The organism is Agromyces sp. NSFZ (assembly GCF_056156205.1).
In genome coordinates this window covers 1562757-1577313 of sequence record NZ_CM149585.1, presented here as the reverse complement: position 1 = coordinate 1577313, position 14557 = coordinate 1562757, and the positions used below count along the sequence as shown (strand labels likewise).

15 protein-coding genes are annotated in these 14557 nt (G+C 71.1%); all 15 read right to left on the bottom strand.

The features are described from left to right. Positions 1–1131: a flavodoxin-dependent (E)-4-hydroxy-3-methylbut-2-enyl-diphosphate synthase gene (ispG, locus tag ACVFI9_RS07400; RefSeq protein ID WP_474766200.1), complete on the bottom strand. Its 1131-nt coding sequence runs from the start codon at positions 1129–1131 to the stop codon at positions 1–3. 181 nt (positions 1132–1312) lie between these two features. Continuing rightward, positions 1313–2257: a hypothetical protein gene (locus ACVFI9_RS07395; RefSeq protein WP_474765446.1), complete on the bottom strand. Its 945-nt coding sequence runs from the start codon at positions 2255–2257 to the stop codon at positions 1313–1315. A gap of 215 nt (positions 2258–2472) precedes the next feature. After that, complete coding sequence (locus ACVFI9_RS07390; RefSeq protein WP_474765445.1) at positions 2473–3579, bottom strand: YihY/virulence factor BrkB family protein; 1107 nt, start codon at positions 3577–3579, stop codon at positions 2473–2475. 147 nt (positions 3580–3726) lie between these two features. Then, positions 3727–4458: a hypothetical protein gene (locus ACVFI9_RS07385; RefSeq protein ID WP_474765443.1), complete on the bottom strand. Its 732-nt coding sequence runs from the start codon at positions 4456–4458 to the stop codon at positions 3727–3729. A gap of 123 nt (positions 4459–4581) precedes the next feature. Next, positions 4582–5649: an alpha/beta hydrolase gene (locus ACVFI9_RS07380; protein WP_474765441.1), complete on the bottom strand. Its 1068-nt coding sequence runs from the start codon at positions 5647–5649 to the stop codon at positions 4582–4584. Positions 5650–5661: 12 nt separating this feature from the next. Beyond that, positions 5662–6294, bottom strand: a complete 633-nt coding sequence (locus ACVFI9_RS07375) for a CoA transferase subunit B (RefSeq protein ID WP_474765440.1) — start codon at positions 6292–6294, stop codon at positions 5662–5664. A 5-nt stretch (positions 6295–6299) separates the two neighbouring features. After that, a complete protein-coding gene (locus tag ACVFI9_RS07370; protein ID WP_474765439.1) occupies positions 6300–7103 on the bottom strand; it encodes a CoA transferase subunit A in 804 nt (267 codons plus the stop codon). Further along, complete coding sequence (locus ACVFI9_RS07365; protein WP_474765438.1) at positions 7100–7999, bottom strand: alpha/beta hydrolase; 900 nt, start codon at positions 7997–7999, stop codon at positions 7100–7102. Before ACVFI9_RS07365 ends, ACVFI9_RS07370 begins: the two co-directional genes overlap by 4 nt. Beyond that, positions 7996–8742, bottom strand: coding sequence for a 3-hydroxybutyrate dehydrogenase (locus ACVFI9_RS07360; protein ID WP_474765437.1), 747 nt, complete (start codon positions 8740–8742; stop codon positions 7996–7998). Before ACVFI9_RS07360 ends, ACVFI9_RS07365 begins: the two co-directional genes overlap by 4 nt. Continuing rightward, positions 8739–9422, bottom strand: a complete 684-nt coding sequence (locus tag ACVFI9_RS07355) for a TetR/AcrR family transcriptional regulator (protein WP_474765435.1) — start codon at positions 9420–9422, stop codon at positions 8739–8741. The genes ACVFI9_RS07360 and ACVFI9_RS07355 overlap by 4 nt, the downstream gene beginning before the upstream one ends. After that, entirely contained in the window at positions 9419–10987 is a 1569-nt protein-coding gene (locus tag ACVFI9_RS07350) for a class I adenylate-forming enzyme family protein (protein ID WP_474765433.1), read from the bottom strand. Before ACVFI9_RS07350 ends, ACVFI9_RS07355 begins: the two co-directional genes overlap by 4 nt. After that, a complete protein-coding gene (locus ACVFI9_RS07345; protein ID WP_474765432.1) occupies positions 10980–12134 on the bottom strand; it encodes a branched-chain amino acid ABC transporter permease in 1155 nt (384 codons plus the stop codon). The genes ACVFI9_RS07350 and ACVFI9_RS07345 overlap by 8 nt, the downstream gene beginning before the upstream one ends. Beyond that, positions 12131–13006 carry a branched-chain amino acid ABC transporter permease gene (locus ACVFI9_RS07340; RefSeq protein WP_474765430.1) on the bottom strand — a complete coding sequence of 292 codons (876 nt, stop codon included), beginning with the start codon at positions 13004–13006 and terminating at the stop codon, positions 12131–12133. The genes ACVFI9_RS07345 and ACVFI9_RS07340 overlap by 4 nt, the downstream gene beginning before the upstream one ends. Further along, a complete protein-coding gene (locus tag ACVFI9_RS07335; RefSeq protein WP_474765428.1) occupies positions 13003–13737 on the bottom strand; it encodes an ABC transporter ATP-binding protein in 735 nt (244 codons plus the stop codon). The genes ACVFI9_RS07340 and ACVFI9_RS07335 overlap by 4 nt, the downstream gene beginning before the upstream one ends. Then, the gene (locus ACVFI9_RS07330) at positions 13734–14489 is read right to left on the bottom strand and encodes an ABC transporter ATP-binding protein (RefSeq protein ID WP_474765426.1); all 756 of its coding nucleotides are present in this window, start codon (positions 14487–14489) and stop codon (positions 13734–13736) included. The genes ACVFI9_RS07335 and ACVFI9_RS07330 overlap by 4 nt, the downstream gene beginning before the upstream one ends. Positions 14490–14557: the final 68 nt, after the last annotated feature.

The following is a 14557-nucleotide window of genomic DNA, read 5'->3' as shown; positions in this document are numbered from 1 at the left end:
CTACGGGGTCAGCACCTGCGGCGTGCCGGTCGGGGCATCCGCCCCCATCTCGTCGGCGATGCGGTTCGCCTCGGCGATCAGCGTCTCGACGATCTCGGACTCGGGCACGGTCTTGATGACCTCGCCCTTCACGAAGATCTGGCCCTTGCCGTTGCCGGATGCCACGCCGAGGTCGGCCTCGCGCGCCTCGCCGGGCCCGTTCACGACGCAGCCCATGACGGCGACCCGCAGCGGCACGCTCATGCCCTCGAGGCCGTCGGTGACGTCGTTCGCGAGCTTGTAGACGTCGACCTGTGCGCGACCGCACGACGGGCACGAGACGATCTCGAGCTTGCGCTCCCGGAGGTTCAGCGACTGCAGGATCTGGAGGCCCACCTTGACCTCCTCGACGGGCGGCGCCGAGAGCGAGACGCGGATCGTGTCGCCGATGCCCTCGGAGAGGAGGATGCCGAACGCCGTCGCGCTCTTGATGGTGCCCTGGAACGCCGGGCCCGCCTCGGTGACACCGAGGTGCAGCGGCCAGTCGCCGCGCTCGGCGAGCAGGCGATAGGCCTTCACCATGACGATCGGGTCGTTGTGCTTCACCGAGATCTTGAAGTCGTGGAAGTCGTGCTCCTCGAAGAGGCTCGCCTCCCAGACCGCGCTTTCGACGAGCGCCTCGGGCGTGGCCTTGCCGTACTTCTGCAGCAGTCGCGGATCGAGGGAGCCGGCGTTCACGCCGATGCGGATGCTCACCCCGGCCTCCTTGGCACGACGCGCGATCTCGCCGACCTGGTCGTCGAACTTGCGGATGTTGCCGGGGTTCACGCGCACCGCCGCGCAGCCCGCGTCGATCGCCGCGAAGACGTAGTTCGGCTGGAAGTGGATGTCGGCGATGACCGGGATCTGGCTCTTCTTCGCGATGATCGGCAGCGCCTCGGCGTCGTCGCGGCTCGGCACGGCCACGCGCACGATGTCGCAGCCCGAGGCGGTGAGCTCGGCGATCTGCTGCAGGGTCGCGTTGATGTTCGGCGTCGGCGTCGTGGTCATCGACTGCACGCTCACCGGGGCGTCGCCGCCGACGAGCACCTTGCCCACCTTGATCTGGCGGGACTTGCGTCGCGGGGCCAGGACCTCAGGGACTTTGGGCATTCCGAGATTCACTGCAGGCACGTGTCGAGTCTACGTCCGGCCGGGTGAACGCATCCTCAATCGAACGGATGCCTCCGCGCTCCGCGCTCGTGCCACGTTTCCGTTCCCGCGTCAGGTACCCGGCGCACGGGGAACCTGGCGCGGGAACAGGAACATCAGGCGAGGGGATGCCGCGGCCGACTCATCGGGTCGGGCGCAGGCCGGCCTGCATCAGCTCCGTGCGCAGGAGATTCGGGTCCATGGCGATCCGCCAGTCCCAGCGCGCGCCGAACGGACGATGCTTGCGGATCCGGTTCTCACGCTCCTTCTCGGCCATGACCACCTCCCGCTCCGTGCGCCCGTTCATGAGCTCGGGTTTGAGGTACTTGCCGAGTCCGTCGAACTCCCCGAACGTTCCGTGCGCGGGCCAGTCGAAGTCCGTGATGTCCACCCCGCCGTCGGCACGGGCGAACGATGTCTGGAGCTCGGGTGCAGGGAAGTGCAGGACGTGCATGTTCGCTCGGCTGATCGACTCTCCGGGAGAACCCGATCGCGCGTCGGCGAACTCGAGCGACGCGCGGGCCCGCCGGATCCCCGGAGCCGCACCGAATTCGAGCAGCCGCTCGGCGAGTCGCTCGGGCACGACGCCCGGGATCGGGTTCCCGCCGCGATCGGACGTCTGCGGGCGGCATCCGTGATCGAGGGCGGCGACGGCCGCCGCGAACGGCAGCGTCCGCGCGACGTCGACGAGCGTGCGCTCGTAGGACGTGACGAGACGTCCGTCGAGTTCGGTGATCTCCTCGTCTGAGACGGGCTCATGATGCCACACCACGCCGTTCTTGGACCTCACTGACGAACGGCCGCAGGCGGCCAGGTGCACGTGATGCAGGTGCGGCCCCACGATGGGGATGCCCCACAGGATCGCCGCGGACGCATGCGAGAAGACAGGCCGTGAGCGCCTCGTGGCGGCGACCGCAGCGACCGCGAGGAGGTGCCGCTGCTCGCGGCTCGCCTGCTTCCATGCGATCGAGTCGACGTAGACACCGCGGCGGAGCCGCTCGAGCGGGGTCTCGCCCACGAACCGGATGTCCTCGCCCTGCAGCGTGAGGTCTCGCACGGTGATGAGCGAGATCGCGGCGTCGTCCATGGCTCGAGAGTCTCGTGGACGTCATGGCCCGATCCCGAGCGGGAGACCCACTCGCTGCGGATGCCATCGCCGCTCACGCCTGTGGAGGTCGAGTGCTCGGGTCCGTCGAGCGGTCGATCCCGGTCAACCGGTGTTTCCGTTCCCGCGTCGCGTTTCCGCGTCAGCGGGAACGCGACGCGGGAACGGAAACATGGGCCGCGAGGAGGGGCGAGCGGCTATCGCCGGGGGTGTTCCCCGGAGTCGAGATCGCGGTCGGCGGAGTCGTCGCCCGCGGCATCCGAATGCTCCAGCCGGATGCGCCGGCCGAGCTCGATGTGGACCCGCTCCTTCTGCTCGGCCTTGTCGATCTTCCGGGTGTCACGGGGCGGCAGCTGGATGCGCTCCTCGGCGGGGATGCCGGCCTGCAGCTCGCGCCCTCGTTCGAGCTCCGCGTCGAACTCGGCTCCGAACAGCAGCGCGTTGTTCGCGATCCAGAGCCAGAGCAGGAACACGATCGCCCCGGCGAGCGACCCGTACGTGCGGTCGTAGTTGGAGAAGTTCGCGACGTAGAGCGCGAAGCCGGCCGACGCGATGACGAGCACGACGATGGCGAGCAGGGCTCCCAGGCTGATCCACCGGAACTTCGGCTGCTTCGCGTTCGGGGTCGCATGGTAGAGCAGGGCGACGATGAGCACCACGACGAGCGCGAGGAGCGGCCACTTCGCGATCTCCCAGACGACCCGGACCGACTCGCCGAGGCCGAGGGCCGAGCCGATGGCGTCCGTGATGGGGCCCGACACCACGAGGATCACGGCGACGATGGCGAGCAGCAGCACGGCCGCGACGGTGACGCCGAGCTGGATGGGACGGAGCTTCCAGAAGGGCCGTCCCTCCTCGATCTCGTAGATGCGGTTCATCGCGCGCCCGAACGAGCCCACGTAGCCCGAGGCCGACCAGAGCGCGATGACGAGACCCGTGATGAAGCCGAGCCCCGCCGCCGGCGAGTCGGCGAACCGCTGCAGCGGCTCGCTCAGCACGTCGAGCACCTCGGGTGGCGCGACGCCCTCGAGCACGCCGAGGAGCGCATCGATCGCACTCCCCCGCTGCCCGATGAGCGCGAGCAGCGAGGTGAGGGCCAGCAGCCCCGGGAAGATGGCGAGCACGCCGTAGTAGGTGAGCGCGGCGGCGCTGTCCTGGCATTCGTCGTCGATGAACTCGCGGAACGTCTTGCGGAAGACGTACTTCCACGATCGCTTCGTGATCTCAGGCGGCGTGTTCGGTTTGCGCGGATCCTCGGGGTGCGGCGCGTGCCGGTCGTCGTCGAGCTGTCGCGTGTCGGTCATGATCGGCCCTCCGTCGGTCGAAGGACCATCCTGCGCGACCGAGCGCGCCGCCGGGAGGGACTTGGCGGGGCGGGCCGCACGACGTACAGTGCGCACCCGCCCGCTTCGGCCGGATCGGAACGGGGCGCCGGTTCCGCGGAACCTGTGTCAGGCGCAGCCTTCGGCGACGGTGACCGGCGCCGAGATGGCGGCGACCTGGTCGACGTTCGCGATCCACTTCCCCGAAGCCGGGTCATAGGTCGAGTGCGCCACCTCGACACCCACCTTCAGTGGCGGGAAATCGGTTCTCGGCACCTCGATGTGCTCCAGCGCCCACCCGTTGCACGTCCAGAGGTCCTCGTCGATCAGGTCACCGAACCCCTCGAAGCCGTCGCCGACGTGGGCGCTCGCGGTCGTCGTCAGGTCGACGCCCCGGATCGCAGCGCTTCGGAACGTGATCGCGAACCGGGGCCAGACGAGCTGGCTCGGGAGGCCGGTCCGTTCCTCCTCCGGGTAGGAGCGCTCATCGATCACGATGGCGTCGTCCCAGACGTGTCGGATGCCGGCTGGAAACTCGTTGCCGCCCGCGTACGCCTCGTCCTCGGGCGCCCCGCCGAGGACGATCGAGAGCGCGGCCACCGCATCGGTCGCCGATCCGAGGTAGTCGATCGAGCGCACCACGGCGCCGTCCACGTCGCGGAGCTCGAGCACCTCGGGGCGCGCCACGATCGCCGTCACGGTCGTGAGCGGATCGACCGGCGCGGCCGTCGGCGTCGCGGCCGGGGTGGGACGCGGTGATTCGGCAGCCGGGCTCGGCGTCTTGGCGACGCATCCGCTCACTGCGAGCGCGATGAGCAGCGCACCGGCGGTCAGGGCGCCGACACGGCGGGATCGGGTCATGCGTGCCCTTCGTGGGGATCGGCGACGCCCGCCTGCCCGGACGCCTGTGACGATCTTGGCAGCGGCGCGAGTCCCGGTGCGCCGCGCCGGATCACGGTATCGTAACGGAGCGGGTCGTCCGGTTCAGGCCGCCGCGCGCTCCCCGCCCTCGGTGTGGGCCACGAGCGCCGCCCGGAACTCCTCGGGGTGTTCGAGGTGCGGCGAGTGGCCGCAGTCCGCGAGCTCGAGCTCGGTGAACGATCCGCCCTGCGCGGCGTAGCGTTCGAGCACCGCCCGGGTCTGGGTGATCATGGGCTGCGCCGGCGCGACATCGGCACCCGGCCAGCCCGGGATGATGCCCGCCGCGCCGAGCTGGTTGAGGTCGAAGAACGACGCGTCACCGACGATCGCGTCCTGGGCGCCGTGGATCCAGAGGATCGCGGGCTTGGACGGGAGGTCGACGATCGCGGTCGTGTCGAACACCGTGGGCGCGAGGGAGTTGAGCACCCCGCGACCGCCCGGTGCGAAGCCCGGCCAGTGCTCCGAGGTGGTCGAGTCGCCCGGGTAGTTGTCGATGCCCGTCTTGGTCGTGAGCATGGACTCGACCCAGACGTCCTCGTGCTCCGACTCGAATCCGGGTGCGACGTACGTCGAGCGGTAGACCGCGCGCGGCGAGCCAGCCTCGTCGCTGCGGTCGCCGCGGGCAAGCCGGGCCACGAAATCGGGGTTCGCTCCCCCGCCGCCCGTGCCCGCGGCATCCGCCGTCAGGAGCGTGCCGTCGGCCGCCGTGCCGCCGAAGCCGTAGGGCGACACGGGTGCGACGAGCGTCAGGCTCGCCACGAGCTCGGGTCGGTCGAGCAGCAGCTGCATCGTGACGCCGCCGCCGAGGCTCCACCCGACGAGGTGCACGGCGCCGAGCTCGAGGGCGTCGATGACGGAGGCCACGTCGTCGGAGAAGTCCCGCACGCCGCGCGTCGCGTCGACCGGAAGGGTCTCGCTGTCGCCGAAGCCGCGGAGGTCGATGGCGAGCGCGCGCACGTCGACGGGCAGGGAGAGCATCATCGGCTGCCAGAACAGCGACGACGAGACGTTGCCGTGCACGAAGACGACGGTCTTCGTCGGGGCATCCGCCGGCCGCTCGAGGACGTTCGCACTGAGGCGCGGGGTCTGCACCCGGGTCGTGGTGATGCCGGGGAAGATGGTGTCGACCATGTCGGTTCCGTTTCAGTCGGTGATGAGCGGCGGCTCGGTGGCGGCGACGACCTCGTCGACCGTGACGCCGGGGGCGAGTTCGACGAGCCGGAGGCCGTCGGGGGTGACGTCGATGACCGCGAGGTCGGTGATGATGCGATCGACGACGCCCTTGCCGGTGAGCGGCAGGGAGCACTCGTTCACGATCTTGGGCGAGCCGTCCTTCGCGACGTGCTCCATGAGCACGATGCGGCGCTTGGCGCCGTGCACGAGGTCCATCGCGCCGCCGGGGCCCTTCACCATCTTGCCGGGGATCATCCAGTTGGCGAGGTCGCCCGTCGCCGACACCTGCATCGCGCCGAGGATCGCCGCGTCGATCTTGCCGCCGCGGATCATGCCGAAGCTCGTGGCCGAGTCGAAGTACGCGGCGCCGGGGAGCACCGTGACCGTCTCCTTGCCGGCGTTGATGAGGTCGGGATCGACGTCGTCCTCGGTCGGGTACGGGCCGACGCCGAGGATGCCGTTCTCCGACTGCAGCAGGATCGTCGTGCCCTCCGGCACGTAGTTCGGGACGAGCGTGGGCAGGCCGATGCCGAGGTTCACGTAGGACCCGTCTGGCAGTTCCTTCGCCGCGCGCGCGGCCATCTCGAGACGTGTGAGTGCCATGGTGCTCAGGCTCCTTCCGGCATCTCGCGGGATGCCGCCTTCTCGGGCGAGACGGTGCGGCGCTCGATGCGCTTCTCGATGTCGGTGCCGACCACGACGACCCGGTCGACGTAGATGCCGGGCAGGTGCACGGCGTCCGGGTCGAGGTCGCCGGGCTCGACGAGCTCCTCGACCTGGGCGATGCAGACGCGCCCGGCCATCGCCGTGAGCGGCGAGAAGTTGCGCGCCGACTTCTCGAAGACGAGGTTGCCGTAGCGGTCGCCCCGCAGTGCGTGCACGAGCGAGAAGTCGGTGGTGATCGCCTCCTCGAGCACGAACTCGCGCGGCTCGCCCGCGACGTCGAACGTCTGCACGGGCTTCGCCGGGCTGGCCGCGGCGATCGACCCGTCGGCGTGGTACCGGCGCGGCAGGCCGCCCTCGGCGACCTGCGTGCCGACGCCGGTCTGGGTGAAGAAGGCGGCGATGCCGCTGCCGCCTGCGCGCAGCTTCTCGGCGAGCGTGCCCTGCGGCGTGAGCTCCAGCTCGAGCTCGCCCGCGAGGTACTGGCGCTCGAACTCCTTGTTCTCGCCCACGTACGACGAGGTCATCTTCGAGATGCGCCGCTGCGCGAGCAGCACCCCCAGGCCCCAGTCGTCGACGCCGCAGTTGTTCGAGACGACCTTCAGGTCGTCGACCCCGGCCTCCAGCAGCGCCTGGATGAGCACCATCGGGATGCCGCACAGGCCGAACCCGCCCACGGCGAGGCTCGCCCCCGCGGGGATGTCGGCGACCGCCTCCCTGGCGGACCCGACGACTTTGTCGAGTGTCACGATGCACCTTCCTTCAGTTCCACGGCCGCGAGGCGGGTGCCGATCACGGGGACCACGTTCCCGACGCCCTCGGCCGTCATGACGATCGTGTAGTGGTTGACGTCGGGCACCTCGTGCACGACGAGCTGCGGCATCCGCTCGGCCCATTCGGCGACCACCGCTTCAGGGTAGAGCGGCGCGCCGTCGAGCAGCCCTCGCGGCGCGCGGAAGAAGTCGACCGGCCCCGGAAGGCCGGCGAGTGCGGCGGCGTATCCCTCGGAGCCGTCGAGCTGCACGGCGTTCTCGGCCACCGCCTCGGCCCGCGCCGAGCTGCGCAGCGCTGGCTCGGTGCCGTCGAGGTCGTACTCGACGTAGGCCTCGATGGCGTCGTTCCAGTACGGGCCGAGGGCCGGATGCCGCCGCCAGAAGTCGAGGTAGGCGGCGCGATCGGGGAAGGTCATCGAGAGCCGCTCGAGCGCGGGGCCGAGCAGCACCGCGGGCAGGTCCTCGGGCGCGACGCCCTCGGGGTTCGGCACGGGCAGGCCCCCATCGACGAGGACGATGCCGGCGACCCGTTCGGGGTGTCGCTCGGCGAACCGGACCGAGACGAAGGCGCCCATCGAGTGCCCGACCACGAACGCCCGGTCGACCTCGAGGGCATCGAGCGCCGCGGCGAGGTCGTCGGCGTGGCGCTCGAGCCCGTAGGGGCCGGGCAGCGTGTTGCTGCGTCCGCGGCCCCGGAGGTCGGCGGCGATCACGCGGCGGTCGGCCAGCGCGTCGGCCACCAGGTCCCACGATCGGTGGGTGGCGGAGATGCCGTGCACGGCGAGGATCGGCAGGCCCGCGGCATCCGCCCGCCACTGCCCGCCCGCGAGGGTGCCGCCCCCGACCGGCGCGGAGAAGGTCTCGTACGTCATCGCGCGCTCCAGCCGCCGTCCATGGTGTAGCTCGCGCCCGTCACCATGCCGGCCTCGGGGCTCGCGAGCCACAGGGCGAGGCTCGCGACCTCGGCGGGCTCGACGAGCCGCTTGATCGACGACTCCGTGAGCATGATCTTCGGCAGCACCTCGGACTCGGGGATGCCGTGCACGCGCGCCTGGTCGGCGATCTGCTTCTCGACGAGCGGGGTGCGCACGTACCCGGGGTTGATGCAGTTGCTCGTCACGCCGTGCGGCCCGCCCTCGAGCGCCGTGACCTTGGAGAGTCCCTCGAGGCCGTGCTTGGCGGCGACGTACGCGGACTTGAACGGCGACGCGCGGATGCCGTGCACGCTCGAGATGTTGATGACGCGCCCGAAGCCGCGGGCGTACATGCCCGGCAACGCAGCCCGGATGAGGAGGAACGGCGACTCCAGCATGAGGCGCAGGATGAGCGAGAACCGCTCGGGCTCGAACTCCTCGATCGGCCGCACGTGCTGGATGCCCGCATTGTTCACGAGGATGTCGGCCTCGAGCCGCAGGTCGGCGAGCGCCGCGGTGTCGCCCAGGTCGACCTGCCATGCCTCGCCGCCGAGCTCGGAGGCGACCCGCTCGGCCGCCTCGCCGTTCAGGTCGGCGATGGTCACGTGCGCGCCGGCCGCCGCGAAGGCCCGCGCGCAGGCCTCCCCGATGCCGCTCGCCCCGCCGGTGACGACGGCGCGTCGCCCGCTGAGATCGGTCACGATTCCTCCTTCTCCCCCGCGCCCGGGCGCGGGCCCTGCGCGAGATCGGGTCGCCCGAGGGCTCCGCCGATGAAGCGCATCATCTCGTCGAGCACGTGCTCGGGAACGCGACCGGTGCCGCTGGCCGTCGGATCGGCGTCGTCGCCGGGGGCCGAGTCGGGGTCGCCCCAGAGCACCCAGCGCATGCCGATCATCTCGCCGACGCCCATGAGCGCCCACGCGGCGACGGTGGGATCGATGTCCCAGATCTCGCCGTCGGCCGCGGCCTCGCGCAGTCCGTCGATGTAGCCCTCGACGATGCGCGTGTAGTGCAGCCGCAGCGCCTCGGGCGACACCAGCTCGGCCTCGCGCACCACGCGGTAGAGGGCGGGGTGCTCGGCGGTGAAGCGGAAGAACGCGGCGAAGCCCGCGCGCTCGGCCTCGAGCCGGCTCGTCGCACCGCGCGCGCCCTCGCTCATGGCCTGCCGCACCCGGTGGTTCAGGTCCTCGACGAGCTCGTTGAAGATGTCGAGCTTGGAGTCGAAGTAGAGGTAGAAGGTGCCCTGGCCGACCCCGGCGCGGTCGGTGATGCGGGACACGGATGCCTCGTGGTAGCCGTGGTCCGCGAACACGCGCTCGGCGGCCGCGAGGAGCTTCGCCCGGGTCTCGACGCCGCGGGCGGTGCGCGGAGCGGCGCTCATCGTGCCTCCTCCGTCGTCGGCGCCTGCACGCGTGGCCGGGCCTCCGATGCGAGCACGCGGCGCAGCACCTTCCCCGCCGTCGAGCGGGGCAGTTCGGCGACGAAATGCACCTCGCGCGGCACCTTGAAGCGCGCGAGCGAGGCCCGAGCGAACTCCATGAGCTCGGCGGCATCCGTCACCCGTCCGCGGCGCACCACGACCCACGCGGCGCCGGCCTCGCCCCATCGCTCGTCGGGCACGCCGACCACGGCGACGTCGGCGACGGCGGGATGGCTCATGAGCACGGCCTCGACCTCGGCGGGTGCGACGCCCTCGCCGCCCGAGATGTAGATGTCCTTGATGCGGTCGACGATCGTGAAGTAGCCGTCGGCGTCGCGGCGCACGAGGTCGCCCGTGCGCAGCCACCCGTCGACGAGCGCCGCCTCGGTCGCCGCCGGGTCGCGGAAGTATCCGGCGAACACGGAGGGGCCGTGCACGAGCAGCTCGCCCTCGCCCTCGCCGTCGAGCAGCTCGCCGGTCACCGGGTCCGCGACCGCGACGTCGACGTGCGGATACGGCTTGCCGGCCGACCCGACGCGGGTGCGGGCATCCTCGTCGGGCAGGCACAGCACGTTCGGCGACGCCTCGGTGAGCCCGTAGCCCTGCGTCAGCGAGACGCCGCGTGCGTGCCACGTGCGCAGCAGCGCGGGCGGCATGGGCGCCCCGCCCACGATGGCGTGCGCGAGGCTCGAGAGGTCGGTGTCGTCGAAGTCGGGATGCTGCGCCAGGAACAGGTAGTTCGCGGGCACGCCCATCATGGTCGTGATGCGCCGCTCCTGGATGAGGTGCAGCACGCGGCCGGGGTCGAAGGTGCGCTCGAGCACGACGGTCGCGCCCGTCCACCACGCGAGGAGCGGGGTGATGTTCCATCCGCCGACGTGGTACTGCGGCATGACCGCGAGCACCGTGTCGCCCGCGCCGACCTCGGCGATCCGCGAGAACGAGAGGTTCGTCCAGAAGCAGTTCGCGTGCGTGAGCACGGCGGCCTTCGGGGTCGCAGTCGTGCCCGACGTGAAGATCATGAGGAGCGCGTCGTCGTCGTGCACGTCGTGGCGGGTCGGGGGTGCCTCGTCCGCGAGGCCGCGAGGCCCGGGTGCCGGCACCTCGCCCTCGATGCCGTGCATACCCAGCGGCGCGGTCGGGATGCGTCGGGCGACGCGCCCGAGGGTGGCCCTCGCGAGCGACTCGAACTCGGCCTCGACGAGGAGCAGCGCAGGCTCCGCGATCTCGAGCTGCGCCGCGAGCTCACGCGGCGCCAGGCGCCACGACAGGGGAACGAGCACGAGTCCCGCCCTGGCGCACGCGAAGAACAGCACGACGTGGTCGGCGCTGTTGCCCGTGATGGTCGCGACGCGATCGCCGATCGCGTACCCGGCGTCGCGGAAGGCGGCCGCGAGCCGGTCGGCGCGGGCGTCGAGCTCGCGGTAGGTCACGACCACTCCGCGGTCGTCGATGGCGATCCGCTCGGGGGTCGCACGCGCGCGATCCCGAGTCCAGCGCCCCAGGGTGTGCAGGCCGTCAGGCATCCGTCGCCTCCTCTGCTTCGGCCGGATGCTGCTTGCGGCCCGACCGGATGCGTTGCGGGATCCCCGCGATGCCGCCCGGCAGGAACATCACCACGAGGATGAACAGCGTGCCCAGGATGAACAGCGGCTCGCTCAGCGGAACCCGGAGCACCGCGGGCAGCCCGGCGATGAAGTCCGAGCCCGCGAGCGCCGTGAGCCGCTGGTCGAGCAGTGTGTAGACGATACCGCCGACGATCGCGCCCCAGCGATACCCCACTCCGCCGAGCACCACGATGACGAGGAGGGTCAGCGTGAAGTCGGCCGTGGCGATGCGCGGCGAGGCGCCCGACTGCAGCAGCAGGTAGCCCATTCCCGCGACCGCGGCGAGCGTCGACGCGACGACGAAGATGAGCAGTTTCACCGAGTAGGGGCGGATGCCGATGACCCGCACGCGCAGCTCGTTCTCACGGGCCGCCTCGGCGACGTGCCCGGCGCGGCTGCGCTCGACCCACAGCACGACGAGGTAGACGAACACGAGCACAGCCAGGGCCATCCAGTAGAGATGGGCCGTGTTCCGCACGCCGACGAGGCCCTCCGGCACGTTCGCGATGTCGAGCGAGAGCCCCTCGTCGCCGCCCGTGGCCGAGCCCGGGTTCCGTCGGATGAGCACCGAGCCCGCCTGCGCGAAGGCCAGGGTCACCATCGCGAACGAGATGCCGGTCACCCGGAGCGCGAGCGCCCCGACCGTCGCCGCGAGCACGATGCCGAACACGAGCGTGATGCCGATCGACGCGGCGAACACGAGTTCGCTCGACCATTCGACGGGGGCGAACGCGTTGAGCGTCATCCCGAGCCCGTAGGCGCCGGCCGCGAAGAACAGCGCATGTCCGAACGAGAGCAGGCCCGCGAGCCCGAACATCATGCGGTAGCTGAGGGCGAGCGCGGCGATGAGCATCGCGTAGGCGAGCAGCTGCAGCGTGCCCGGCGTGTAGGTCGGACCCGGCAGCACGCCGGGGATCTCGATCGCGAGCAGCGGCAGGATCGCGAACCCGACGACGAGGGCGATGCCGCCGAGCACCATGATGAGCGGGCGACGCCGAGCGGATGCCACGGGCGCAGGTGCCGACGTGCGAGCGGGTGCCGGGGCATCCGTGAGCTGCTGGTTCATGCGACCTTCCCCATCAGTCCGCGCGGGCGGACGAGCAGGACCGCGGCGAGTGCGACCACGACCACGAGGTCGCCGGTGCCGCCGAGGTAGAAGTTGGCGAACTGCTGCAGCACCGCGACGAGCACCGAGGCGATCGCGGCGCCCGTGAGCGACCCGAGCCCGCCGATGACGGTGACGATGAACGCGAAGATGAGCAGCACCGAGCCGAGGTGCGCCGAGACGTATCCGTAGTAGACGGAGGCGAGCACGCCGCCGAGTCCGGCCGCGGCGCCGCCGATCGCGAAGACGATCGTGAACGATCGGCGCACGTCGATGCCGAGGGCCGTGACCATCGACCGATTCTCGACGCCCGCGCGGATGATGAGCCCGTACCTCGTGCGCTGCAGGAACAGCACGATGGCGCCCAGCACCAGGATCGCGCACGCGATGAGCAGGAACACGTGGTTCGGGATCTTCGCACCCAGGATCACGGTGACCTGCGAGAGCCAGTCGGGCTTCTGCGTGTAGATGGGGTCGGTGCCCCAGATGCCCTCGAACAGGGCGACGGTCGCGAGCGAGAGTCCCACGGTCACGAGCGCCTGCTCGATGTGCCGCTCGTAGAGGCGGCGGATGAGGAAGTACTCGGTCGCCGCCGCGACGACGGCACCGACCGCGAGGCCGACCATGGCCGAGAGCGCGAGACCCCACCAGGTGCCGTCGGACACCCGTCGGCCGACCTCCCAGCCGAGGAACGCGGCGATGGTGAGGAACGAGCCGTGCGCGAAGTTCAGCACGCCCATGAGGCCGTAGATGAGCGAGAGGCCGCTCGCGACGAGGAAGTACAGTGCGCCGAGCCCGAGGCCCGTGACGAGGAGGAGGACGACCGTGCTCATCGGGTGCTCCCCGCCGTGCTGCCGTGATCGGTGGCGTCGTGCACGCCGAGGAAGCGCTGGATGCGGTCCTCGTCGTCGAGGAGGTCGGATGCCTCTCCGGTGAACACCACCCGCCCGCCGGAGAGCACGACGACGCGCTCGGCGAGCTTGCGGATGACGTGCAGGTTCTGCTCGACGAGGAGGATCGGCACGGTGCGCGCCGCCTCCGCGAGCGTGTCGGCGACCTCGTCGACGATGCGCGGGGCGAGGCCCTTGGTGGGCTCGTCGACGAGGAGGAGCCGGTTCTCGTTGACGAGGGCCCTGGCGAGGGAGACCATCTGCTGCTGCCCTCCGGAGAGCGTGCCGGCGCGCTGTGCGCGCCGTTCGTGGATGTCGGGGAAGAGCCGCTGGATGAACTCGCGGCGGGGCGTGCCGTCGCGCTCGGCGAGGCGGAGGTTCTCGGCCACGGTCAGCGAGCCGAACACCTCGCGGTCCTCGGGCACGTAGCCGACGCCGAGCTGCACGATGCGGTGCGTCGACATGCGGTCGATGCGCGTACCGCCGAGATGCACCTCGCCGGAGCGGTCGATGAGGCCGAGGATCGACTTGATGGTCGAGGTCTTGCCGACGCCGTTGCGGCCGAGCAGGGCGGTCACGCCAGTGGCCGGCACCTCGAACGAGACGTCCTCGACGACCTGCTGTCCGCCGATGCGGCCGTGGAGGCCCGCGACGCGGAGGATGGGCTCGCTCACACGGCCTCCCCGAGGTAGGCGGACTGCACGGTGGGGTTCGCCATGACGGCCTCCGGGGTGTCGACGGCGAGCAGTTCGCCGTGATGCATGACCGCGACGCGGTCGACGAGTCCGAGCACGACCTCCATGTGGTGCTCGACCATGAGCACCGTGCGTCCGCCGCGGTGGAGGCCGCGGATGACCTCGGTGAGCGCCGGCACGTCGGCAGAGCCGACGCCCGCCATCGGTTCGTCGAGGAGGATGACCTTGGGCTCCATGGCGATGAGCATGGCGATCTCGAGCTTGCGCTTCTCGCCGTGCGAGAGGCCGGATGCCGCGGCTTCGGCCCGATGCTCGAGGCCCACCTCGGCGAGCGTCTCGAGGGCACGCGTGGTGGCGGCATCCGTGCGCCGCGGCGTTCGGAAGACGCTCGTCGCGCCGCCGGCGTGGGCTTGGGCGACGAGGCGGACGTTCTCGACGACGCTGAGCGCCGGGAACAGGCTCGAGGTCTGGAACGTGCGACCGAGGCCGGCCGCGGCTCGGCGGTGGATGGCCACGTGGGTGACGTCCTGCCCGTCGAGCAGCACGCGGCCCTCGGTGGGACGGATGACGCCGGAGACGACGTTGAAGAGCGTCGTCTTGCCGGCGCCGTTCGGGCCGATCACGCCGAGCATCTCGCCCGCCGGCACGTCGAGCGACACGTCGCTCAGGATGCGTGCGCCGCCGATGCGGAGGCCGACGTGCTCGAGACGGAGCATCGGGTGGTCGGTCATGGCTGCCTCACTGCGTTGGAAGGTGTTGGTGGCGAGATGGGGCGGGCCGCCCGCGCCGAGTGGCGACG

Coding starts and splice junctions, on each gene's coding strand:
- ACVFI9_RS07350 (WP_474765433.1), bottom strand. CDS start 10,987: ATGCCTGACGGCCTGCACACCCTGGGGCGCTGGACTCGGGATCGCGCG.
- ACVFI9_RS07345 (WP_474765432.1), bottom strand. CDS start 12,134: ATGAACCAGCAGCTCACGGATGCCCCGGCACCCGCTCGCACGTCGGCA.
- ACVFI9_RS07365 (WP_474765438.1), bottom strand. CDS start 7,999: ATGACGTACGAGACCTTCTCCGCGCCGGTCGGGGGCGGCACCCTCGCG.
- ACVFI9_RS07385 (WP_474765443.1), bottom strand. CDS start 4,458: ATGACCCGATCCCGCCGTGTCGGCGCCCTGACCGCCGGTGCGCTGCTC.
- ACVFI9_RS07395 (WP_474765446.1), bottom strand. CDS start 2,257: ATGGACGACGCCGCGATCTCGCTCATCACCGTGCGAGACCTCACGCTG.
- ACVFI9_RS07355 (WP_474765435.1), bottom strand. CDS start 9,422: ATGAGCGCCGCTCCGCGCACCGCCCGCGGCGTCGAGACCCGGGCGAAG.
- ACVFI9_RS07380 (WP_474765441.1), bottom strand. CDS start 5,649: ATGGTCGACACCATCTTCCCCGGCATCACCACGACCCGGGTGCAGACC.
- ACVFI9_RS07375 (WP_474765440.1), bottom strand. CDS start 6,294: ATGGCACTCACACGTCTCGAGATGGCCGCGCGCGCGGCGAAGGAACTG.
- ACVFI9_RS07330 (WP_474765426.1), bottom strand. CDS start 14,489: ATGACCGACCACCCGATGCTCCGTCTCGAGCACGTCGGCCTCCGCATC.
- ACVFI9_RS07390 (WP_474765445.1), bottom strand. CDS start 3,579: ATGACCGACACGCGACAGCTCGACGACGACCGGCACGCGCCGCACCCC.
- ispG (WP_474766200.1), bottom strand. CDS start 1,131: ATGCCCAAAGTCCCTGAGGTCCTGGCCCCGCGACGCAAGTCCCGCCAG.
- ACVFI9_RS07340 (WP_474765430.1), bottom strand. CDS start 13,006: ATGAGCACGGTCGTCCTCCTCCTCGTCACGGGCCTCGGGCTCGGCGCA.